The 21,973-nt window shown below is 65.4% G+C and carries 17 protein-coding genes; 14 read left to right on the top strand and 3 right to left on the bottom strand.

Annotated elements, in window-relative coordinates; translation table 11 throughout:
- Positions 1 to 8 precede the first annotated feature (8 nt).
- The 13 genes from hisG (at position 9) to K7H93_RS13460 (ending at position 15,400) form a co-directional block, all read left to right on the top strand.
- Positions 9 to 677 carry an ATP phosphoribosyltransferase gene (gene hisG, locus K7H93_RS13520; protein ID WP_230784054.1) on the top strand — a complete coding sequence of 223 codons (669 nt, stop codon included), beginning with the start codon at positions 9 to 11 and terminating at the stop codon, positions 675 to 677.
- On the top strand, positions 677 to 1,966 hold the full coding sequence (gene hisD, locus K7H93_RS13515) for a histidinol dehydrogenase (protein WP_230784053.1): 1,290 nt from the start codon (positions 677 to 679) through the stop codon (positions 1,964 to 1,966). The genes hisG and hisD overlap by 1 nt, the downstream gene beginning before the upstream one ends.
- A complete protein-coding gene (gene nusB, locus K7H93_RS13510; protein WP_230784052.1) occupies positions 1,966 to 2,427 on the top strand; it encodes a transcription antitermination factor NusB in 462 nt (153 codons plus the stop codon). The genes hisD and nusB overlap by 1 nt, the downstream gene beginning before the upstream one ends.
- A 55-nt stretch (positions 2,428 to 2,482) precedes the next feature.
- Positions 2,483 to 3,007 carry a tetratricopeptide repeat protein gene (locus tag K7H93_RS13505; protein WP_230784051.1) on the top strand — a complete coding sequence of 175 codons (525 nt, stop codon included), beginning with the start codon at positions 2,483 to 2,485 and terminating at the stop codon, positions 3,005 to 3,007.
- A 43-nt stretch (positions 3,008 to 3,050) separates the two neighbouring features.
- Positions 3,051 to 3,926: a thiamine-phosphate kinase gene (gene thiL, locus K7H93_RS13500; RefSeq protein WP_230784050.1), complete on the top strand. Its 876-nt coding sequence runs from the start codon at positions 3,051 to 3,053 to the stop codon at positions 3,924 to 3,926.
- Between the two features lie 150 nt (positions 3,927 to 4,076).
- Positions 4,077 to 6,248 (top strand): sodium-translocating pyrophosphatase, encoded by a 2,172-nt coding sequence (locus tag K7H93_RS13495; protein ID WP_230784049.1) that lies wholly within the window; start codon positions 4,077 to 4,079, stop codon positions 6,246 to 6,248.
- A 253-nt stretch (positions 6,249 to 6,501) separates the two neighbouring features.
- Positions 6,502 to 8,586 (top strand): alpha/beta hydrolase family protein, encoded by a 2,085-nt coding sequence (locus K7H93_RS13490; RefSeq protein ID WP_230784048.1) that lies wholly within the window; start codon positions 6,502 to 6,504, stop codon positions 8,584 to 8,586.
- Positions 8,587 to 8,744: 158 nt separating this feature from the next.
- Positions 8,745 to 9,896 (top strand): GNAT family N-acetyltransferase, encoded by a 1,152-nt coding sequence (locus tag K7H93_RS13485; protein ID WP_230784047.1) that lies wholly within the window; start codon positions 8,745 to 8,747, stop codon positions 9,894 to 9,896.
- Positions 9,893 to 10,795: a cupin-like domain-containing protein gene (locus tag K7H93_RS13480; protein WP_230784046.1), complete on the top strand. Its 903-nt coding sequence runs from the start codon at positions 9,893 to 9,895 to the stop codon at positions 10,793 to 10,795. The genes K7H93_RS13485 and K7H93_RS13480 overlap by 4 nt, the downstream gene beginning before the upstream one ends.
- Positions 10,792 to 11,832: a GNAT family N-acetyltransferase gene (locus K7H93_RS13475; RefSeq protein ID WP_230784045.1), complete on the top strand. Its 1,041-nt coding sequence runs from the start codon at positions 10,792 to 10,794 to the stop codon at positions 11,830 to 11,832. The genes K7H93_RS13480 and K7H93_RS13475 overlap by 4 nt, the downstream gene beginning before the upstream one ends.
- 154 nt (positions 11,833 to 11,986) lie before the next feature.
- The gene (locus K7H93_RS13470; protein WP_230784044.1) at positions 11,987 to 12,919 is read left to right on the top strand and encodes an acyl-CoA thioesterase; all 933 of its coding nucleotides are present in this window, start codon (positions 11,987 to 11,989) and stop codon (positions 12,917 to 12,919) included.
- A 49-nt stretch (positions 12,920 to 12,968) separates the two neighbouring features.
- The gene (locus K7H93_RS13465; protein ID WP_222823963.1) at positions 12,969 to 13,694 is read left to right on the top strand and encodes an EcsC family protein; all 726 of its coding nucleotides are present in this window, start codon (positions 12,969 to 12,971) and stop codon (positions 13,692 to 13,694) included.
- 77 nt (positions 13,695 to 13,771) lie between these two features.
- Positions 13,772 to 15,400, top strand: coding sequence for a serine hydrolase (locus tag K7H93_RS13460; protein ID WP_230784043.1), 1,629 nt, complete (start codon positions 13,772 to 13,774; stop codon positions 15,398 to 15,400).
- Positions 15,401 to 15,412: 12 nt separating this feature from the next.
- On the opposite strand, the gene uvrC is transcribed toward K7H93_RS13460, so the two are convergent.
- From uvrC to K7H93_RS13445, 3 genes are all read right to left on the bottom strand, one after another.
- Positions 15,413 to 17,368 (bottom strand): excinuclease ABC subunit UvrC, encoded by a 1,956-nt coding sequence (gene uvrC, locus K7H93_RS13455; protein ID WP_230784042.1) that lies wholly within the window; start codon positions 17,366 to 17,368, stop codon positions 15,413 to 15,415.
- A 58-nt stretch (positions 17,369 to 17,426) separates the two neighbouring features.
- Entirely contained in the window at positions 17,427 to 18,494 is a 1,068-nt protein-coding gene (locus K7H93_RS13450) for a hypothetical protein (RefSeq protein WP_230784041.1), read from the bottom strand.
- Positions 18,495 to 18,573: 79 nt separating this feature from the next.
- Entirely contained in the window at positions 18,574 to 21,510 is a 2,937-nt protein-coding gene (locus K7H93_RS13445; protein ID WP_230784040.1) for a TonB-dependent receptor, read from the bottom strand.
- 195 nt (positions 21,511 to 21,705) lie between these two features.
- On the opposite strand from K7H93_RS13445, the gene infA reads away from it, so the two are divergent.
- Complete coding sequence (infA, locus tag K7H93_RS13440) at positions 21,706 to 21,963, top strand: translation initiation factor IF-1 (protein WP_010238572.1); 258 nt, start codon at positions 21,706 to 21,708, stop codon at positions 21,961 to 21,963.
- Positions 21,964 to 21,973 lie beyond the last annotated feature (10 nt).

Below are 21,973 nucleotides of genomic sequence, written 5' to 3'. Positions count from 1 at the left end.
GGCGCTCCATGCCGCAAAGCGACCTCACTTTCGCCGTGCCCAAGGGCCGACTGCTCGACGATGCCCTGCCCGTGATGGAGCGCGCGGGCGTGGTGCCCGAGGCGGGCTTTCACGACAAGGCCAACCGTGCACTGTGCTTCGCCACGACACGCGATGACCTGCGCCTGATCCGCGTGCGCGCGTTCGACGTGGCGACCTTCGTCGCGCATGGCGCGGCGCAGATCGGGATCGTCGGATCGGACGTGATCGAGGAGTTCGACTATTCGGACCTCTACGCGCCGGTCGACCTCGACATCGGCCATTGCCACCTCGCGGTGGCGCAGGCGGTCGATGGCACGGATACCAATGGCGCGAGCCATGTGCGCGTTGCGACCAAATACCCCAACATCACCCGCCGTTTCTACGAGCGCGCGGGCGTGCAGGCCGAATGCGTAAAACTGAACGGCGCGATGGAGCTTGCCCCCTCGCTGGGCCTTGCGGGGCGGATCGTCGATCTTGTCTCCACCGGGCGCACGCTCAAGCAGAACGGGCTGGTGGAAACGCAGCGCATTCTCGACATTACCGCACGCCTGATCGTCAACCGTGCCGCGCTCAAGACCGATGCCCGCGTGGCCGAGCTGGTCGAGACCTTCCGCCGCGAGGCAGAGGCGCGCGCCGATGAGAAGGCAGCCGCGTAATGGAGATCCTCAACGCCAGCGCGCCTGATTTTGCCGACCGGTTCGACCGGGTGGTCAATTCGCGCCGCGAGAGCGCCGATGACGTCAGCCGCGATGTCGCGGAAATCATCGCCAAGGTGCGCGCGCACGGCGACCGCGCGCTGTCCGACCTGACCATCCGGCTCGACGGGCATACGCTCTCGTCCGAAGACGACTGGCGCATCCCCTCGTGGAAGTGCGAGCAGGCCTATCAGGCACTGGCCGCAGAGCTTCGCGATGCGCTCAACCTCGCAGCCGATCGCATCCGTGCCTATCACGAGGCGCAAAAGCCCAATCCGCGCGACTACACCGACGATGTCGGTATGCGGCTGGGTCATCGCTGGACCGCGGTCGATGCTGCGGGAATCTACGTCCCCGGCGGGCGGGCGGCCTACCCCTCATCGCTGCTGATGAACGCGATCCCCGCGCGGGTCGCGGGGGTCGAGCGGCTGGTAGCGGTCACGCCCACGCCCAAGGGCGAAGCCAATCCGCTGGTACTCGCCGCCGCGCATATCGCCGGGCTGGACGAGATCTGGCGCGTCGGCGGGGCTCAGGCGATCGCCGCGCTCGCCTATGGCACCGATCGGATTGCGCCGGTCGACGTGGTCACCGGGCCCGGCAATGCCTGGGTCGCGGAAGCCAAGCGGCAGGTCTTCGGCACGGTCGGCATCGACATGATCGCCGGGCCGAGCGAGATTCTGGTAATTGCGGACGATCGGAACGATCCCGCATGGATCGCCGCGGACCTGCTCAGCCAGGCCGAGCATGATCCCAGCTCGCAGAGCATCCTCATTACCGACAGCGCCGATTTCGCCGCGCAGGTGGAAGACCAGGTCGATGTGCAGGCCGCCATGCTCGCCACCGGCAAGACCGCGCGCGCTGCGTGGGATGCGCACGGCGCGATCATCGTCGTGCCCACGCTCGACGATGCCATGCCGCTCGCCAATCGGATCGCCGCCGAGCATGTCGAGCTGGCGGTCGACGATCCCGAAGCGCTGTTTGCAAAGCTGCGCCACGCGGGCAGCGTGTTCCTGGGGCGGATGGTGCCCGAGGCGGTCGGCGATTATGTCGCCGGGCCCAACCACGTCCTGCCGACCGGTCGCCGCGCGCGCTTCGCCAGCGGGCTCTCGGTGCTCGACTTCATGAAGCGCACCAGCTTTATCGAGGCGAATGCCGATGCGCTTGGCGCAGTCGGCCCCGCCGCCATCGCCCTTGCCGAGGCCGAAGGCCTGCCGGCCCATGCCCAGTCCATCAGATTGCGATTGAAATAATGTCCGGAAACAACACCCGTTCGACCGCGCGCTCCGCCGCGCGCCTCGCTGCCGTCCAGGCGCTCTACCAGCAGGACATGGAGGGCACGAAGCTGCCCAAGCTGCTGGACGAATTTCATCAGCACCGGCTGGGCCGCGAAATCGAAGGCGACACCTACGCCGACGCCGAAGTGCCCTTCTTCGACGATATCGTACGCGGGGTGGATGCCCGGCGCGAGGAAATCGATGTACAGCTGAGCGAGAAGCTGGCGCAAGGGTGGAGCCTCAAGCGGCTCGACAAGACCATGCTCCAGGTGCTGCGCTGCGGCACCTACGAATTGATTGCCCGCGCGGACATTCCGACCGGCGCGGTGATCAGCGAATATGTCGACGTGGCCAAGGCCTTCTTCGACGACCGCGAGGCGAAGTTCGCCAATGGCGTGCTCGATGCGGTGGCGAAGGCGGTAAGGCCCTCGACTTGACTGTTTGGTGATTTCGGGCGATCCTCTTGAAATTCCATCGCACTGGAGGTTCGTCATGTTGAAATTTTCTGTCGCATCGGCATTGGCTGCATCACTGCTTGCCTCATCTGCCTCGGCCCAGAGCCAGCAGAACGTAACCTATTCGGCAAACGCGACCGAAGCGCCGCAGCGCAATCTGGTGCAACCGATCCGGCCCGGCGACTCGACGCAGCCCAGAGGGGCCCAGGACAGCGCCCTGTCGGACGCTCTCAGGTTGCTGGCCAAGCGTGACTACTCCGCCGCTTACGAGGGTCTGATCACGCTCGCCCAGCAGGGTGACGGGCGCGCGATGCGCGAGATCGGATGGATGTACGCCAATGGTCGCGGCCTCACGGCAGATCCCGCGGCTGCGCTCGGCTGGTTCCAGGAAGCGGCGATCGCGGGAGACGAGCGTGCCATGCTCATTTTGGGCACCGCGCTGGCGCGGGGCCTGAATATCGAGAAGCAGCCCGAAGCGGCACGGTACTGGCTCCAGCGGGCCCGTGCGTCTGACGAGCGGAGAATCGCCGGCTCCGCAGCGGACGAATTGCGCAAGCTCTGATCGGTCCTTGGCTTGAAGCCTCACCTTCGCCTATCGGCGGAGGATGAGTTCGGGCGAAATCGCTTTCATCGACGGTCTCCGCGAGTTGGCGGCCCATCCCGCCGCGCGCGGGCTGACAGACGATGCCGCAGTGCTCGAGATCGGCGGTGAAACGCTGGTCCTGACCAAGGACGTGATGGTCGAGGGCGTTCACTGGCCGCCGCAGCAATCGCTCGCGGATGTCGCGTGGAAGCTGGTCGCGGTAAACCTGTCGGACCTCGCGGCAAAGGGTGCAGAGCCGGTTGGCGTCATGCTCGGCTATGCGCTCGGGGCGGACGACTCCGCCTTTCTGGACGGTTTGAGAGAGGCGCTTGACGCCTTCGACGTCCCATTGCTCGGCGGCGACACCGTGTGTGGAGGCAACCGCCGCACATTCAGCCTTACCGCCATTGGCCGCGCAACGCACACCCCGGTACCCTCGCGCGCCGGTGCGACGCCGGGGGACGGCGTATACCTTTGCGGCAGCGTTGGCGGGGCAATGATGGGGTTCGAGGCGCTAACCGGCACCGGTCGGGCGGACCGGACGCCGTTCACCCGCCCCACCCCGCTCTTGACCGAGGGATGCGCCCTCTCGCCCCATGCGACCGCTATGATGGACGTCTCGGACGGTCTGCTGCTCGATGCGTGGCGGATGGCACAGGCGAGCAAGGTCACGCTCTCCATCGACAGCGCTGCAGTGCCGATCGCCGCACCGGAGAGCCGCCGCGACGACGCATTGCGCTGGGGCGATGACTACGCCCTGCTTTTCACTGCCCCCACCGATGCCGCTCTGCCCGTGGATGCGAGTCTGGTTGGAATTGTTCATGAGGCGGGCGACACTCCGCTCACACTCGATGAGGAAGCTCTGGGCGATCCAGAAGGCCTCGGCTACCGACACTAAATTGCGCAGAAAGCGCAGGAAATGTGCAGAAACGACGCGAGGGCTTGCGCCTCGCGAAACGCGCCTATAGCCATAGTCTTGTTAAATTACCCATCGATAAGGGTGAGCAACCGGATGCTATTCGGAAAAAACTTGGGGGAGAAATAAGACGTGGAACTCGTTCTCGTCGCTATCGTGCTCGGCCTGCTGGCCGTCGTGTACGGAATCATCACAAGCAGACAAGTTCTCGGAGCCGGGGCCGGGAACGAGAAGATGCAGGAGATCGCAGGTGCCATTCAGGAAGGCGCGCGCGCCTATCTGAACCGGCAATACACCACCATCGCCATTGTCGGCGTGGTGGTCGGCGTGCTGGTTCTGCTCCTCCTCAACTGGATCGCGGCGACAGGCTTCGTCATCGGCGCAGTGCTGTCGGGCGCGGCGGGCTATATCGGGATGAACATCTCGGTGAAGGCCAATGTGCGCACCGCCGCAGCCGCGCAGAGCGGGCTACAGCAGGGCCTCACCCTCGCCTTCCGCGCGGGTGCGATCACGGGGCTGCTGGTCGCTGGCCTCGCGCTGCTCGCGATCGCGGGCTTCTTCTACTTTCTCGCCGGAGCGCTAGGCTTCGAAGCGAACAGCCGCGAAGTGGTCGACGGGCTGGTCGGCCTCGCCTTCGGGGCCTCGCTGATCTCGATCTTCGCGCGTCTGGGTGGCGGTATCTTCACCAAGGCGGCGGATGTCGGCGCAGACCTCGTCGGCAAGGTCGAAGCGGGCATTCCCGAGGATGACCCCCGCAACCCGGCTGTGATCGCGGACAACGTGGGCGACAATGTCGGCGACTGCGCCGGGATGGCGGCCGACCTGTTCGAGACCTACGTCGTCACCGTAGGTGCGACCATGGTGCTGACCGCGCTGCTCTTGACCAGCCTCGGCGACCTGCTGCTACCGATGATGGCGCTGCCGCTGCTGATCGGCGGGGCGTGCATCGTCACCTCGATCATCGGCACCTACTTCGTGAAGCTGGGCCGCAAACAGAACATCATGGGCGCGATGTACAAGGGCTTCATCGTCACCGCCGTGCTCTCGATCCCTGCGATCTTCGGCGTGATGACCTGGGCCCTGGGCGACATGAATGCCCTGATCGGCGCCAGCGTCGTCAGCGAAACCGCCACAGTCGCGCTGGGTGACACTCTGGTGACCGAGGGTACTGCCGAAGTCGTCGGCGGGTTTACCGGCATGGATCTGTTCTGGTGCACGATGCTGGGCCTGGTCATCACCGGCCTGATCATCTGGATCACGGAGTATTACACCGGCACCGAATACCGCCCGGTTCGCTCGATCGCCAAAGCGTCCGAAACGGGCCACGGGACCAACGTGATCCAGGGCCTCGCCATCTCGCTCGAAGCGACCGCGCTGCCCACGCTGGTGATCGTCGCGGGCATCATCGTTGCCTACATGCTCGCAGGCCTGATCGGGATCGCCTACGCGGCGACTGCGATGCTGGCGCTGGCGGGCATGGTCGTGGCGCTCGACGCCTATGGCCCGGTGACGGACAATGCCGGCGGCATCGCGGAAATGGCCGGGCTGGACGACTCCGTTCGCGAGAAGACCGACGCGCTGGACGCGGTAGGCAACACCACCAAGGCCGTGACCAAGGGCTATGCGATCGGATCGGCAGGCCTCGCCGCACTGGTGCTTTTCGCTGCCTACACCACCGACCTGACCGAGTTCTTCCCCGGCGTGACGGTGGACTTCAGCCTAAAGAACCCGTTCGTGATCGTCGGCCTGCTGCTGGGCGCGCTGCTGCCCTACCTGTTCGGTGCGATGGGCATGACCGCAGTGGGCCGCGCAGCGGGCGACGTGGTGAAGGACGTGCGCGAGCAGTTCGCCGAAAAGCCGGGCATTATGGATTACTCCGAGAAGCCCGACTACGCACGCACGGTGGACCTGGTGACCCGCGCAGCGATCAAGGAAATGATCGTCCCCTCGCTGCTGCCGGTGCTGGCACCGGTGGTGGTGTACTTCGTCATCACGCTGATCGCGGGCCAGGCCAATGGCTTCGCCGCGCTCGGCGCGCTGCTGCTGGGCGTGATCGTCGGCGGGCTGTTCGTCGCGCTGTCCATGACCGCCGGTGGCGGCGCGTGGGACAATGCGAAGAAGTACATCGAAGACGGCCACCACGGCGGCAAGGGCTCCGAGGCACACAAGGCTGCGGTGACCGGCGATACCGTGGGCGACCCGTACAAGGATACGGCGGGCCCGGCGGTGAACCCGATGATCAAGATCACCAACATCGTCGCGCTGCTCCTGCTCGCCGCGCTGGCACAGGGTGTGGTCAGCTAACCCACCGCTTTAACAGCGAAATACATGCCCCCGCCCGGACCGATCCTCTGCCATCTCAGGGACGGCCCAGGCGGGGGTTTTTGCTTGCGATTGAAGCGATAACTCTTAAACCTGACATCACGGTCGGGGGGCCGTCTGGATCGCCTTGCGCCATCATGCCATTGATCGCGGTACGTTTTTACCAAGACCGGCTGAACGGATATGCCCTTCCTCCACAGAACAAATCCGAGTTTGGAAGGGACGCAATAAACTCATGATCAAGACCAGTCTTCTGCGCGGAGCCGCCTTCATGGCCGTGGCCGCTTTCTCAGCCGGTGCAATGCCCGCCGCGCTCGCGTCTCAGGCGCAGGCGCAGACCGCAGACACCCCGCCGCAGGTGCCCGCGACTGCCGAGGGCCGGATCCCGGCAGGCGAGTTCGTCAAGCAGGCCAACATGCGCACGGTACGAATTTCGCCCGATGGCACCCGCCTCGCCTATCTCGCCAACAGCGGCGGGAAGCAGGTGCTGGTAACGCTGAACCTGAACGACATCGCTGCGGGGCCGAAGCTGATCCTGGCGGCTGAGGAAGCCCGTGATTCGGGTGAGCGCACGCTTCGCGGATTCCGCTGGGTCGGCAACGAGCATATCGTGATGACCGTGATCAGCCGCGAAGACATGGCCGGGAACCTCGCCGACTTCCGCCGCCTGATCGCCTACGACGTGAAGGACGGCGAACTTATCCAGCTCGCATGGCGCGACGCCGGGTTCGATGCGGGAAACATACTGCACATCGACCACAAGAACGGCACGTTCCTTCTCCAGCGTGACAGCACGGCTGGCAGCACCGAACGCTATTTCCTGCCCGAAGTGGTCGAGGTCGATGTCGACACGGGCAAATACAAGTATGTCCAGCGGACCAACCCGGTCGTCACCAACTGGCAGGCCGACGGCATGGGCGTGGTGCGCGCGGGCTACAATTATGATCGCGACACCGGCCGTCAGCGGATCCTCTATCGCTCCGGCGAGAGCGATAACTTCAGCACCGTCTACAATCAGGCCGATGCAACCTTCACCGAATCGCTGCCGGCGCCGCAGGTGTTCATTCCCGGGACCGACGAAGCCTTTGTGACGAGCCGCGAATCTGGGTTCACGAAGGTCTACCGGATGAGCATGGAGACCATGAATCTTGGCGAACCGGTTTTCGAGGTTCCCGAGCGTGACGTCAGCGGAGTGATCCAAAGCGACGATGGCAACCGCGTGCTCGGTTACTACACCTTCGAAGACGGGCAGGAGCGCGCCGTCTACACCGACGAGACGCTTAAGGCGGTCAAGGCCGCGCTCGAGGGCGTGTTCGGCAAAGACGAGGCGCAGATCGTCGACTACTCGACCGACCTCGGCAAGGTCGTCGTCTTCGGTGGCGGCCTCCAACGGATCGGCGGATATTACATCTTCGACACCAAGACCGGACAGCTGGACCTGCTGGACTGGCAGTTCTCGGCGCTCAAGGATGCGCCGATCAATCCGATGCGGGCGGAAACCTACACCGCCAGCGACGGCACCAGGATCGAGGCGATCATCACCACTCCGCGTCATCGCGAGGGGCAGAAGAACCTGCCCGTCGTCGTGCTGCCGCATGGTGGTCCGTTCGGGGTCAAGGACACGATCAATTTCGGCTTCGCTGCATGGCACCAGGCTCTGGCGGAGCAGGGCTACGTCGTGATCCAGCCGAACTATCGCGGCTCGGGCGGCTACGGCAAGGAGTTCGAGAAGATGGGCCGCGAGCCGGGCGGCTATGGCAAGCGGATGCAGGACGACCTCAACGATGCGGTCACCTATTTCAGCCAGCAGGGCATGATCGACGCGGACCGTGCCTGCGTCATGGGCTGGTCCTACGGCGGCTTTGCAGCGGCGCGCGGGGCCCAGCGCGATGCCGACGTGTGGCAGTGCGCGATCGCGGGCGCAGGCGTGTACGACATGCCGCTGATGAATGCGTGGGATCGCAAGAACCTCGGCCGGTTCAGCGAAGGCTTCCAGGCAACCTCCGACGATGCCGAGGGTATCTCGCCCGCGCGCAACGCCGAAGGCAAGTGGGCACCGATCCTGATCGTCACCGCCAAGCGCGACGCCCGTATTCCGATGGAACAGGCTGAAACCCTCGTCTCGGCACTGCGCCGCGCAGGCAAGGTCGAAGGGCAGGATTTCCGTTACATCGTGCAGGAAAAGGGCACCCACAACCTGCCCTATGACGACGTGCACATGCAGTGGATCGACGAAGCCTATGCCTGGCTGCAGAAGTACAACCCGGCCTACATCCCCTCCGACGGGGACGCCGCTCCGGCCCTGATTTCGCTGAACTAAGCGACAGGTTGCCTGATTTTCGCAAGGCCGCGGTTCCTTCAGCAGGAGCCGCGGCCTTCGCTTTTGTGCGCCGGACTTAAGCAATTCTCAGCCTTTCCGCCCTAGGCTTAACGGCAGGGTAAGGCTCCGATCTGGTGCGAAAGGCGACGATAAGGGCGATGACGGCGGTGGACATGGTTGCTCCGGGTTACGACCGGGCCGGCGAGGTCGCGCCGCACTTCGCGGTAGCGCGCTGGCGAGACTGCATGCCTGTCGCTGACGAGTGGGATGCCCTCGCCGCAGCGGCGAGCGAACCCAACCCCTTCTTCGAACGTTGGTTTCTCACCCCCTCGCTCGCGTCCTTCGATCCAGAGGGGCGCGTGGTCCTCGCGCAGCTGCGGGCCGATGGGCGGCTCGTCGGCCTTGCGCCGCTGGGGCGTGCGGGCCACTATTACGGTCGCCCCCTGCCCCACCTTTCGCTGTGGCTGCACGCCAATGCGTTCTGCGGCGTGCCGCTGATCGCGGAAGGGTTCGAGACGGTGTTCTGGTCGTCACTGCTCGCCTGGTCAGACCGCCAGCCGGGCATGGCCGCCTTTCTCCATCTGCCCGGAATGCCCGAAGACTGTGCCCCGGTGCATGCCCTCACTGCCCTCGCCACGCAGACCCATCGCGGCCATTCGGTGGTCGAGCGTGAGGCACGCGCACTGCTCGCCTCGGATCTGAGCCCGGCGGACTATTTCACCCAGTCGCTATCCACCAAGAAGCGCAAGGAACTGCGCCGGCAGGAACGCCGCCTCGCCGAATACGGCACGCTCGAGGTCGTCCGCACCACCGATCCCGTACAAGTACCCGGCTGGGCCGGCGATTACCTCGCGCTCGAAGCCGCGAGCTGGAAAAGCCGTGCGGGCAGCGCACTGGCCGATTCCCCCGCTCACGCGCAGTTTTTCCGTGAAAGCCTGTCGGGTGCGGCGGCGCAGGATCGGTTCGAAGGGCTCGCGCTGCATCTCGATGGTCGCCCGATCGCGATGCTTGCGACCTTCCTCACCCCTCCCGGCGCGTTCAGCTTCAAGACCGTCTACGACGAGAGCTTCGCCCGCTATTCGCCCGGCGTGCTGCTGCAAAAAGAAAATCTCGACCTGCTGGCGCGCGAGGACATAGCCTGGTGCGACAGCTGCGCCGCGCCCGACCACCCCATGATCGACCATTTCTGGCGCGGGCAGCGCAGCATGGTCGCGCTCAATCTCGCCATCGGCGGCCAGGCCCGTCGAACGCTCGGGAAAAGCCTGATCGCGTTCGAGAGCCGCCGTTTTCATCGGAGCAGTGCTGAATGAACGCCGTGACCGACCTTACGCCCGACACCCCCGCCACCGACGCGGTGTTTCCGCAGTCCTCGCGCGAAGCCTTTGCCAGAGCCTACCCCGAAACCCCGCTGGTCCTGTCGCACAACCTGCGCGACCACCCGCTGCTGGGGCTCGACGCGCTGGCCGATCTGGCAGGGCGTCTGCCCGAGTCCTCGATCGAATATAACCGCGGCGACCTGCCGATCGGGATCGACCGAAAGCCGGGCCACACCGGGCTCTCGATCACCGAGACGATCCACAAGATCGCCGAGGCGAACAGCTGGGCGGCGGTCAAAAATATCGAGCAGGACGAAGGCTACCGCGCGCTGCTGCACGATTTGCTGGAAGAGCTGCGCCCCGCGATCGAGACGAAGACCGGCGCGATGCTGCACCCGCAGGGCTTCGTGTTCATCTCCAGCCCCGATGCAGTCACGCCCTACCATTTCGATCCGGAGCACAACATCCTGCTGCAGATCACCGGCAGCAAGGTGATGACCCAGTTCCCCGCAGGCGACGGCCGCTACGCGCCGGACTGGATGCATGAGAGCTATCACCTCGGCGGCCCGCGCGAGCTGACCTGGCGCGACGAGCTGGCCGATGGCGGCACCGAGTTCGCGATCGCTCCGGGAGAGGCGCTGTTCGTGCCGGTGATGGCACCGCATTATGTCCGCAACGGACCGGAGAGTTCGATCTCGCTCAGCATCACCTGGCGATCGGACTGGAGCTATGACGAGGCGGGCGCGCGGTGCTTCAACGCGATCCTGCGCAAGGCTGGCATGAACCCCGCCCCGCCCAAGCGCTGGCCTGGCTCCAACCGGGTCAAGTGCGTCGGCTTTCGCGCCTATCGCAAGGCGTTCGGCCCGCCGAAACCGCCCGCAGCACCAGCATGAATGCACTGAATTCGATCGCTCCGCCCGATCTGCGGGACGAGGTGAATGCGCTGGCCGAGGCAGACGACCCGCGCCGCGCATTCCTTCGCGCCTGCTGGTTCGAGGCGACCGACAATCCCGGCCTTCGCACCGCCATCGCGCGCGACCTCCAGGGCCGTCCGCTGCTCGCGCTTCCACTGGTCGCACAATCTGTCGGGCCGCTCAAAATCCCGCAGATCGCCGGTGCCTATTGGCCGTTCCGCGGCGCACCGATCGACCCGACCGCCAGCGTCGAAGAGCTCGCGAGTGCTCTTGCAGACCATACCGTCGCGCGTGAACTCGGTGCGGCATGGCGCCTCGGCCCGGTCATCGCCGACGATCCCTCGCTCGTGCTGCTGCGGGAAGCCGGAGCCCAAGCCGGATGGCACTGTCTCGAGCGGCAGATAAGCTCCCTGTTCTGCCTCGATCTGGTGGCCCTGCGCGCATCGGGCGCTTGGCCGTCGACCAAGGGGAAGCAGAAAGACCGCTGGCGGGTGCGCCAGCTGGAAAAGACAGGCCCGGTCCGGATCGAGACATTTACCGGGCTCGACTGGACCGCCCCGACCCGCGACGCGATCGCCGCCATCGAAGCGGCATCCTGGGTCGGGCAGCTCGATCGCGGCGGCGACACCAAGTTTCACGATCCCGAGCTGCGCCGCTATTGGGAGCGCGCGGCACAAGACCCAGTCATCGCCGCGATGATCCGCGGCCACATTCTGTGGGTCGGAGAGACCCCAGCCGCCTTCACCTTCGGGCTGGAAGCGGGCGATACGCGCTATTGCATCGCCAATAATTTCGATCAGCAGTTCAACAAGTTCAGCCCCGGACGCGTGCTCCTCTACCATGATTTCGAGGACGCGGCGGATCGCGGCTTTGCGCGGATCGACTGGGGCCTCGGCGATGGCGGCTACAAGGGGCCGATGGGTGCGCACGAGGATGCGTCGGTGATCGACCTGCTGTTCGTCCGCAACCCCGTGGTGGCACGGATCGCGGCCTACTTCTGGCAGCGCGGCGGTTAGCTTGGCTGGATGCCGGGAGAATGCGCGCGGGAGTGTTTTCCGGCGAATGCGATCTGCCTGACCCAGCAGTTTTCGCGGTAAAAGATCAGAATAGCGCACGCGATTACATCCGGCTTCGTTGATTTTGCCGGACGACATGCGCATTGCTTGACGTATGGATTCTGCTTCTCACGCATCGCCCAAAGAAGAAACCGCACAAGAGCTGGCCAACGGACTGGTCGAGCTGCTGAGCCTCGAGCGTTCCTCCGACGACAGATTTGTCGGGCAGGCGCAGCCGGGCGGCGTAGGCCGGGTGTTCGGCGGACAGGTCATCGCGCAGGCGCTTCAGGCCGCGCAGGCGACCATTGCGGATGGCAAGCAAGCCCATTCGCTACACGCCTATTTCCTGCGCGGGGGCGAGGAAGGGCCGCCGATCGACTACGCGACCGAGCGCGACTTCGATGGCCGCAGCTTCTCCAACCGCCGCGTCGTGGCGAGCCAGGGCGGCACGCCGATCCTCAACCTGACCGCCAGTTTCCAGCGCGCCGAGGAAGGCCTGTCGCATCAGGCCGCTCCGATGCCCGACGTGCCCGGCCCTGAAGACCTCCCCACGGACGATGAAGTGCGCGCGAAGGCGCTGGAGGCTTTCGGCGAAAAGATGTCCGATGCGCAGCGCGCATTGATGATGCGCCCGCGCCCGATCGAAATGCGCTCCAGCGGGCGGCAGCACTGGCTCAACCCCGAACCGCGCGAACCGCACAGTTTCAGCTGGTTCAGACTGGTCGCCCCCCTGCCCGACGATCAGGCGATCCACCGCGCGGTGATCGCCTATGCCAGCGACTACACGCTGCTGGGCACCGCGGTGCTGCCGCATGGCCTTTCGTGGATGCGCGGCGAGCTGGTCAGCGCCAGCCTCGACCATGCGATCTGGTTCCACGCCCATGCGCGGGCCGACGAATGGCTGCTGTACGAAACCGACAGCCCGTGGTCCGGCAGCGGGCGCGGCTATAATCGCGGGCGGATATTCACCCGCGACGGCGTGCTGGTCGCCAGCGTCGCGCAGGAAGGCATGATCCGCGAGGCCCGTCGGAAGAAGGGCTCCGACTAAGCCTTTGTCAGGTGCGGAACGAAGCGGGCGCACGCTCCGTTCGGCAGTCATGGATTTTGAAAAACAGCAGCAGGCCTTCCGCAACGCCAAGCCCTCCCTGATCGGGCGCGGGTTTGAAAAGATCACCAGCCCGGTAGGCGGCGCAGTCGCAGGATTCGTGCCCAACGGGCTCGTGCGCGGTGTACTCAAGGGGATCGACCAGGCGATCGGTACGCCGCAACTGGTCAAGTTCGACCACGACCTTACGGACCTCAAGGCGTGTCATGACGCCGCAGAGCGGGTTGCCATCGCAGTGCGCGCGATCAGCGGCACGACCGGCGCGGCCTCGGGTATCGGTGGCATCCTCACCATGGGCCTCGACATCCCGGCGACCATCGCGCTGGCGCTGCGCTGCATCCGCGATACCGGCCGCGCCTATGGCTACGACGGCAAGGGCGCGCGCGAGCGGCTGTTCCGTCTCCAGATCCTCGAACTGGCGAGCATCAACGACAAGAAACAGCGGGCCGAACGGCTCGCAGCGCTCGAAGCCGGCATCGGCGCGGATGGCAGCCTGTCCGAGGTGCCGCCCGAAGAGATCGACCCGGTCATCGAACAGGCGGTGGAGCGCGTTTCCCGCGCGCTCGCGATCGCGCTGTTCCGTCGCCGCGTTGGTGCGGCGGTTCCGCTGGTCGGATCGGTGATCGGCGGCGCGGTGAACGTGTCGTTCCAAGGCGATATCGGCGAGGCGGCACGCTTCGCCTATCAGGAACGGCGGCTGCGTGCGGGCGAGGCGTAGTCACGCTCTGCCCACACGGCGTTTGATCCGTACCGGAATCGCTGCATAAGGGCCCCGCAATCGGGAGCCCGAACTCTATGAATTTTGCCAAGACCGGGGCACTGCTGCTTTTGCCCTGCGCCCTGTCCGCCTGCGCGCATCTCGCCACGGGCGAAGCACCGCCGCAGTCGGCCCCGGTTGCCGAAGTGTCGACGCCTGTCGCCCCGGCCCCCAAACCAATCGACTTCGACGACGCGCTGGCGCGGGCGACGAAGGCCTATGATTCGACAGGCATGGTCGCCGCCGTTTCGAAGGACGGCAAAACCATCTGGCGGGGCGCGCGCGGGCTGGCCGAGGAAGGCACCGACCGCCCTGTGACACGGGACATGCTGTTCCCGATCGCAAGCATATCCAAGGCTTTCACCACCACCGCGCTAGCCATTTTGGTAGAGCGCGGATCGGTAAAGTGGGACGAGCCCATTCGCACCTACATCCCCGGATTCGCGATGTCCGATCCGTGGGTCGGCGAGCATTTCACGGTGCGCGACGCCCTCACCCACCGGTCCGGGCTGCCGCTGGGTGCGGGCGATCTGCTGATCTGGCCCGATGGCAATGCCGAACCCGAGGACGTCATCAAGGCGCTGCCGCTGCTGCGCCCCAGCGCCGGTTTCCGCTCTGAATATGCCTACGACAATCTGCTGTACGTCGTCGCGGGCGAGATCGTGGAGCGGGTTTCCGGCAAAAGCTGGGCGGACTTTGTTACCGACGAGATTCTCAAGCCCGTCGGGATGGAGCGCTGCGTAGCGGAGAAAACGCGCATCCCGGCGGGCGCGCGCTTCGTCACCGGGCATGAGCGTGCGGCGGGCGCGGACGCGGGCGTCCCGATCGACGAGCGGCTGGCGTTTTCGGAAACCTGGAATGCTGCGGGCGGCATCTGGTGCGACACCGAAGGCATGATGAAATGGGGCAACTTCTGGCTCGATGGAGGCGTGACCGAAGACGGCAAGCGCCTGTTGAACGAGCAGCAGGTGCGCGAGGTGTGGCAGGGCGTCACGCCCACCGGCGTCAACGGCAGGCTGCGCGCGGCCGGCCTCTCCCACCTCTCTGCCTATGCGCTGGGCTGGGGAACGCAGGATTTCGCGGGCCGACTGCTGGTCAGCCATGGCGGCGGCGCGCCCGGCGTGGTCAGCAATTTCATGATCATCCCGGAAGAAAAGCTGGTCCTGTTCAGCGCGACCAATGATTATCGCGGCGCACCGTCCACTTTCAATTATCACATCGCCGCTGCGCTGCTCGGCCGCCCGGAGTTCGATTTCATCTCCGAGTGGGGCGGAGCCTTTACCGAGGCGGAGGCCGAAGGCACGCAGCTGATTGCCGACACCGCAGCAAGCGCGCCCGAAGATGCTGCGCCGCCCAGCCTGCCGCTATCCGCCTATGTCGGCACCTATCACGACCCGTGGTACGGCGATGTCACCATCCGCATGGATGGCCCGGATCGCCTGTTCATTGATATGGGCCGCAGCGAAATTCTCGACGGCGACCTGACGCATTACGATGGCGACCGGTTCGCAGCCTTCTGGCCCGACAAGTCGCTCAAGGCCGATGCCTTCGTCGATTTCACGGTCGAGAACGGCAAGGTGACGGGGATGAAAATGAAGGCGATTTCGGACCTGACCGACTTCTCCTACGACTTCCACGACCTCGACCTGAAGCGCGTGAAGGACTGATCCCCCCTCGGTTCAGTTCGCGTGGTAGAAATCGTAGATCTGCTGCGCCACTGCATCGCTGATCCCAGGCGCGCGCTTGAGATCGTCGAGCGCGGCGGCGCGGACCTTGCCCGCGGTGCCGAAGTGCAGCAGCAGCGCGCGTTTACGCGAAGGGCCGATGCCGGGGATCTCGTCCAGCGGTGAGGCGGTGATCGCGCGGCTGCGCTTCGCCCGGTGCGCGCCGATCACGTAGCGGTGGACCTCGTCGCGCAGGTTCTGGAGGTGGAACAGCAGCGGGGAATTGACCGGCAGCGTCTTCTCGCGCCCGTCGGGGAAGTGAAACACCTCGCGCCCCTCGCGCCCGTGGTCGGGCCCCTTGGCGATGGCGATCAGCGGCACGTTATCGATCCCCATCTCGGCCAGCGTATCGCGCACGGTCGACATCTGCCCCTTGCCGCCATCGAGCAGCACGAGATCGGGCCAGACGGTCTCGTGGCTGTTGCGCTTGCCCTCCTCGCCATCGGGATTCTCCGCGAGGTTGCGGAAGCGGCGCTGCATCACCTCGCGCATCATGCCGAAGTCGTCATTGGTCTGCGCAGACTTGATGTTGAACTTGCGGTACTGGCTCTTCTCGAACCCTTCCGGCCCTGCGACCACCATCGCGCCCACGGCCTTCGCGCCCTGGATATGCGAGTTGTCGTAAATTTCGATCCGCTGCGGCGGCTCTTCCAGTTCGAGGAATTCCGCCAGATCGCGGTTGAGCTTCGCTTGCGTACCCCTCTCGGCCAGCCGCCGGTCGAGCGCATCGACCGCATTGCGCTGCGCCTGTTCCATCAGCCGCCGCCGGTCGCCGCGCTGGGGCACCGAAATCTCGACCTTGTGCTCCGCCATCTCGCACAGCGCCTGCGCCAGCAGCTCGCTCTCGGGCAATTCCCGGTCGACCAGCAGGGTGCGCGGCGGGGGCACTTCCTCGTAGAACTGCATGATGACGCGGGCGAGCACCTCGTCCTTGTCGACATCCTGCGTATGCGTGGGGAAGAAGGCGCGGTGGCCCCAGTTCTGGCCGCCCCGGATGAAGAAGGCCTGCACCGCGATCTGGCCCCCCTTGGCAGCGAGCGCGAAGACATCCGCATCGCCCACCCCGCTTGCATTGACCGCCTGAGAGCCCTGGATGAAGGTCGCCGCACGCAGCCGGTCGCGCAGGATCGCGGCGGTTTCGAAGTCGAGCTTCTCCGCCGCCTCGGCCATTTGCTTTTCGAGATCCTGCTGCACCGAAGAGGATTTTCCACCGAGGAAATCCTTCGCCTGGCGGACCAGATCCTCGTACCCGTCCTCGTCGATCCGGCCCACGCACGGCGCCGAGCAGCGCTTGATCTGGTAGAGCAGGCAGGGCCGATCGCGATTGTTGAAAAAGCTGTCGGTACAAGACCTTAGCAGGAACAGCTTCTGTAGCGCATTAAGCGTCTTGTTGACGCTGCCCGCGCTTGCGAAGGGCCCGTAGTAGTTGCCCTTGGCACGCCGCGCGCCGCGATGCTTGTGGATGCGCGGGAAGGCATGATCGGCGCGCAGCAGGATGAAGGGGAAGCTCTTGTCGTCGCGCAGCAGCACGTTGAACGGCGGGCGGTAGCGCTTGATGAACTGCGCTTCGAGCAGCAGCGCGCCAGCCTCCGAATTGGTGGTGACGATCTCCATGCTGCGCGTCTGGCTGACCATCCGCTGGAGCCGGTTGGTAAGCGCGCCCACCTGCGTGTAATTCGCGACCCGCGCCTTCAGGCTGCGCGCCTTGCCCACGTAGAGCACATCGCCGCGCGCATCGAGCATGCGGTACACCCCGGGGCGCGGTGGTAGCGTGCGCACCGTCTCGCGGATCGCATTGACCCCGGCTTCCAGATCGGGCTGCGCGCTCGCGACCGTGTAGGCGGCGCGTTCCTCGTTGAAACGCTCCTTGCCACGCGGGTCGTGGGGACGGTTTGCCTTGCTGTCCGACATGGCCAGCTAGATAGGCGGCGCGCCCGCTGGTTGCCAGCCAGCGGGGCGGGTTATCCGCTCAGGCAGCTGCGTCTGCCAGCTTTGCCTTGGCCCACGCTTCGAATTCGGTTTCGAGCGCCTCCAGCGTTTCCGGCAGGCCATTCTCGCCACCCCACTGGGTCAGCCAGCCGCTCAGATCGCCGCCATCGCGATAGGCCTGAGCGATTGAATTGAGGATGCGCGGATCGCCGCTCGTCTCCATCAGGTAATCGATGAACATTCGGGTTTGCCGATAGAAGACCGCAGGGTTGCCGCCGCTTGCTTCGAGAAAAGCGTCAGCCTCGTCGCCCGACAGCATCACCGCCCCGGTCGAGCCGCGTTTCAGTGTCTTCAGCGCTTGCGCGGATTGCAGCAAAGGGTGCTCCATCGAAAGGTAGGTATCGAGGGGAAATGCCAGAACCGTGCCGTCCGCATCGTACGCTTCGCGCGCGGCAACATAGCGGCTGCGGGTCTGAGCGTCGTTTTCCAAGGCAACCGCCGCTGTTTCGTCGAGCCAGTCGGGCGCGCTCGAACCATAACGCGCGGTTCGATCGGCAGACCCCGTCTCGGGCCCGTCGAAATATCGATTGAACAGCAGGTGCCCGATTTCATGGGCGATTGCGCCGTCTTCCATCTCAGGGTCCGCATGGGCGGGAGCGGCCCCCTCAGCCTTCGCCAGCGCCTGCTGAACCACCGCAGCGCGCTGGGCTTCCGGCAGAGAGGCCGTCTGCGCTTCCACCTGAGCAACGATCCTGTCCCTAAGCATTGCGGCCTTCGTCTCGTTGTCGATCCAGGGCAGCGGCTTGTAGCCATCGGCGGCGAGCGCGGCCGTCAGCTCCGCAGAAACCTCCGGCTGCACCACCAGCGCAACCTTCTGCTCGCTTGGCGCGAAGTAATCCTCGAAAATTGCAAAGGCACGCGGGAACACCTGCGCATATTCGGTTGCACGCGCCGCGCCTCCAATAACCGCGCCCCCGTCTGTCGTCTGGCACTGCAGATCGCCGATCACACCGGCTTCACGCCATTCGTTGCATGGTCCGTCGTCCGCCTGAGCCGATCCGGCCATCGCCACGAACGCTGCTGCCACAGGGATAGCTTTCAAACGCATCTGGACATTCCTCCCGTCTACACTTGTAGTCCACACGGAACGTCTAAGGGCCGGTCAGCTTAACCGCTGATTTATGAGGTCAGAAAAGCTTGCGGAATTCGATCTCGAACGTCCGCCCCAGCGGGTCGATCAGCGCGGGCTGGTAGCGGATCGGGGTAGCGCCATTGCCATCGGTCACATTCTGGCGCGTGTCGAACAGGTTATCGACCCGGAAGGAAACCCGCGTGCCCTTGAAGAAGCCAGGGTTGTCGCCGGTGAGCCACTTCTGCTGTTCAAGGTCCATGAAGAAGCGCAGGTCGAACTTGACCAGATCGCCGAAGGTCAGGTCGCTCGCCCCGGTCGGATCGCTGCCAGCGATGGTGTAACCGCTGGTGTAGCGGCCACTCAGGCGGGTCCCCATGCCCTTGTAGAACACCCCGCCCTCCAGCTCGACCGAATGGCGCGCCTGGCCGAGGTCGAAATAGTCGATCACGGGAATTCCGGGCGCAATCAGCGCCTCGTTCTCCAATTCGACCGTGTGATAGGCGGACAGGAACCAGCGGCCCTGCCCGTCGCCACCGCCGAAGGGGCCGCCGCCCCCGCCACGACGCCCACCGCCGCCGCGACGCTGGCCCTGCGAGCCCTCGCCCTGCTGCTGCGCGCCTTCTGCCTGGCACACCACCTGCCGCAGCCGCGCCAGCCGCTCCTGATTGATCGTGCCATCCTCGTTGGTCAGCCGCGCGCGCAGGCCTTCGGGCAGTGCGGAGAGATCGATCGGCTGGTCGCTCTCGCCGCTACACAGCGCGTTGCGGATCGCGGCGGCCTGTTCGGGATCGAACATGCCGGGGCCACCGGGTCCACCCGCGCCGGGCTGGCCATCGGCGCTGCAGAACCGCTCGCGCACCTGTGCCAGCCGTTCCTGATTGACGGTGCCATCTTCATTGGTCAGCCGGTCGCGGATGAAGGGGGGCAGCTTGGAGAGATCGGGCACGGTGCCCGGCTCGCTGGCGCAGAACTGATCGCGCATCTGCTGGAACTGTTGCGGGTTCATCCGCATCTGACCGCCGCCCGCGCCCGCAGCCGGAGGTCCGCCGCGCCCTTCGCTGCCACCACCGGGAGCGCCGCCGCCGGGCTGTTCCTCGCGCGCCGTGCCGACGCGACCGAACAGGTTGAAGCCGTAGCGGATCCGCTCGCCCTTGCGCTCCGCATAGGTGATCGGTCGCTGGTCCAGCGCAGTCAGCCGCCCCGCCCCGTCGCGCGTCACGCGATCGGGGAACGCCGCCTCGATCTCGGCGGTCAACAGCGGAAAGCTCTCGGTCGTGTTGGTCGAACTGTTGCGGTTGTATTCGAACAGGATGTTCGCCCGTTCGAACAGGTCGAGCTCGTAATTCGCGCTCAGCTTCAGGTCGTTCTGGCTTGACGCGGGGAGCAGCGGATTGCCCCCGGTGGTCAGCGTGGCGAGCACGTTCTGACCGGTGGCGAAATCGAACAGCGGCACGTTGAACGTCTCGACCACCGGTGCGCCCAGCTCGGTCAGGCTGGGAGCTGCGTCGCGATTGATGACGGTCGCGGCAAGGGTCAGCCGATCGGTAAGGTTCCAGGTGAGCCCCACCGTCAGGTCGGTCAGCGTGCCGAAGTCGGACAGGTAGTCGAGCCCCGCGCTGGCGTTGAGCGTGAAATCGCCCAGCGCGTCGAGGAAGCCTTCGCGCCGGCTGGTCAGCGGCACCGCGAGGTTGACCCCGCCATTGATCCGCCCTCGCGTCAGCTCCGTTACGCCGAGCGCCGTTCGGGTATCCTCGCTCTCGATCCGGTTCCACTTGTAACCGCCGTCCACGGTTAGGTTGACATCCCCTGCGGGCAGGGTGAGCGGAACCCCGCGAATGGTGGCCAGTGAATCGAGCGTATAGGTCTTGCTCGACGCGCGATCGAAACCGTCGGTCGCGACCGGCGGCAGTGCCCCGTCGATCGTCAGCGATCCGGCATCGACCAGATCCTGCAGCACCGAGAGATCGCGCTGCCGGTCGATATCGGTCTCGCTGAGACCATGGGCGGCATCCAGCGTCACGTTCAGCTCGAAATCGCCCAGGGGCTGGCGATAGCCTGCTGCGGCGGAAAGCGAGGTGGTGCGCGTGTCGCGGATCAGCGGATCGGCATCGATCGAGCGGACCGCGCTGTCGCCGCCCGGTGCAGTCAGGGTGACGATGTCCAGCCCGGAGAGCGAGCGCGAATTGTTCTGCTCCGCCGATAGGTTGAGCGAGAGGGCCTTGGCCTTCGCACCTTCGCCGATCGCGGTGTTGAAAGATCCTTCCAGCTTGTAGCTTTCGGTATCGGGCCGCAGGCTGCGAAAAAGTGCGGGATCGGGATCGCCCGCGACCGTGGGCACCGTGCCCGGAGTCTGCGTAATGTCCCGCTCCGCCTCGGTCAGTAGCGACTGGGTTTCGAACTGGCCCGAGATGTTGAACCGGCGCGGTCCGGAAATCGCCACTTGGGAGACTTCGATTTCGCCTCCCGGTGCGCCGCCTTCGAACGAATCGCCGTATTCGAGCTCGATCTCGCGGCTCTTGAAATTGTCCTTCAGAATGAAATTGATGACCCGCTGATCGGCTGAGTAGCCATATTGCAGCGCGACCTCTTCGGGGAACACCTCCACCTTCTGGATCGCTTCGGGCGGATAGTTGCGCAGTTCGCGGAAGCTGGCGATCCGCTGGCCGTTGACCAGGATCACCGGCTGCCCGCTGCCACGTCCGCGGCCCGAACCGGTCTGCGGCGAAAGCTGCGCGATCAGGTCGGTCAGCGAATCCGCGCCATAGGCGGCGATATCCGCCTCGGTCAGCTCGACCACCGGCGGCACATCCGTATCGACCGACCCGCGCATGCGCTGCGCGGTGACCACAATCTCGTTGTCCGCCGAGGGTACGGGTTCCTCGCTCGCCGGGGGGGCATCCTGCGCATTGTCCTGCGCCGCGGCGGGCGCGCAGATCGCGCTGGCCAGCGCCAGGACGGAGATATTGCAGGCGCGCAGGCGGGACAGCTTCATCGGGGCAAGTTTCCTCATAGATTTTCGTTCGCCCCCGCCAAAGCCCTCGCAGCCGGGGCGGTCGGAAGCAAACCTCGGCGCGTAACGAATTGTCGCCCGATCCTTTCGCGTTGCTGACACACACTTCCATTTTCGAGCCATCGTCGCTAAATCGCCGCAGAATTCGACGAACTGCATAAGGACAAGACCAAATCCATGGCGAAAGAAGAGCTCCTCGAAATGCGCGGTCGGGTTGTCGAGCTGCTGCCCAACGCGATGTTCCGGGTCGAGCTTGAGAACGGCCACGAAATCCTCGGCCACACCGCCGGCAAGATGCGCAAGAACCGCATCCGCGTGCTGACCGGCGACGAAGTGCTGGTCGAGCTGACCCCCTACGACCTGACCAAGGGGCGGATCACCTACCGCTTCATGCCGGGTCGCGGCGGGCCCGGTCCGCAGAACAACCCGTCCTGATCCACAACAC

It is taken from the genome of Citromicrobium bathyomarinum, from assembly GCF_021021475.1.
Lineage (GTDB): Bacteria > Pseudomonadota > Alphaproteobacteria > Sphingomonadales > Sphingomonadaceae > Alteriqipengyuania > Alteriqipengyuania bathyomarina.
This window is presented reverse-complemented; position numbering and strand designations above follow the sequence as displayed.

What these genes read in the sequence shown, in the direction of transcription:
- K7H93_RS13480 (WP_230784046.1), top strand. Translation starts at nt 9,893, where the DNA reads ATGAACGCCGTGACCGACCTTACGCCCGACACCCCCGCCACCGACGCG.
- K7H93_RS13450 (WP_230784041.1), bottom strand. Translation starts at nt 18,494, where the DNA reads ATGCGTTTGAAAGCTATCCCTGTGGCAGCAGCGTTCGTGGCGATGGCC.
- K7H93_RS13505 (WP_230784051.1), top strand. Translation starts at nt 2,483, where the DNA reads ATGTTGAAATTTTCTGTCGCATCGGCATTGGCTGCATCACTGCTTGCC.
- thiL (WP_230784050.1), top strand. Translation starts at nt 3,051, where the DNA reads ATGAGTTCGGGCGAAATCGCTTTCATCGACGGTCTCCGCGAGTTGGCG.
- hisG (WP_230784054.1), top strand. Translation starts at nt 9, where the DNA reads ATGCCGCAAAGCGACCTCACTTTCGCCGTGCCCAAGGGCCGACTGCTC.
- nusB (WP_230784052.1), top strand. Translation starts at nt 1,966, where the DNA reads ATGTCCGGAAACAACACCCGTTCGACCGCGCGCTCCGCCGCGCGCCTC.
- K7H93_RS13475 (WP_230784045.1), top strand. Translation starts at nt 10,792, where the DNA reads ATGAATGCACTGAATTCGATCGCTCCGCCCGATCTGCGGGACGAGGTG.
- K7H93_RS13445 (WP_230784040.1), bottom strand. Translation starts at nt 21,510, where the DNA reads ATGAAGCTGTCCCGCCTGCGCGCCTGCAATATCTCCGTCCTGGCGCTG.
- K7H93_RS13490 (WP_230784048.1), top strand. Translation starts at nt 6,502, where the DNA reads ATGATCAAGACCAGTCTTCTGCGCGGAGCCGCCTTCATGGCCGTGGCC.
- infA (WP_010238572.1), top strand. Translation starts at nt 21,706, where the DNA reads ATGGCGAAAGAAGAGCTCCTCGAAATGCGCGGTCGGGTTGTCGAGCTG.
- K7H93_RS13465 (WP_222823963.1), top strand. Translation starts at nt 12,969, where the DNA reads ATGGATTTTGAAAAACAGCAGCAGGCCTTCCGCAACGCCAAGCCCTCC.
- K7H93_RS13485 (WP_230784047.1), top strand. Translation starts at nt 8,745, where the DNA reads ATGACGGCGGTGGACATGGTTGCTCCGGGTTACGACCGGGCCGGCGAG.
- hisD (WP_230784053.1), top strand. Translation starts at nt 677, where the DNA reads ATGGAGATCCTCAACGCCAGCGCGCCTGATTTTGCCGACCGGTTCGAC.
- K7H93_RS13460 (WP_230784043.1), top strand. Translation starts at nt 13,772, where the DNA reads ATGAATTTTGCCAAGACCGGGGCACTGCTGCTTTTGCCCTGCGCCCTG.
- uvrC (WP_230784042.1), bottom strand. Translation starts at nt 17,368, where the DNA reads ATGTCGGACAGCAAGGCAAACCGTCCCCACGACCCGCGTGGCAAGGAG.
- K7H93_RS13470 (WP_230784044.1), top strand. Translation starts at nt 11,987, where the DNA reads ATGGATTCTGCTTCTCACGCATCGCCCAAAGAAGAAACCGCACAAGAG.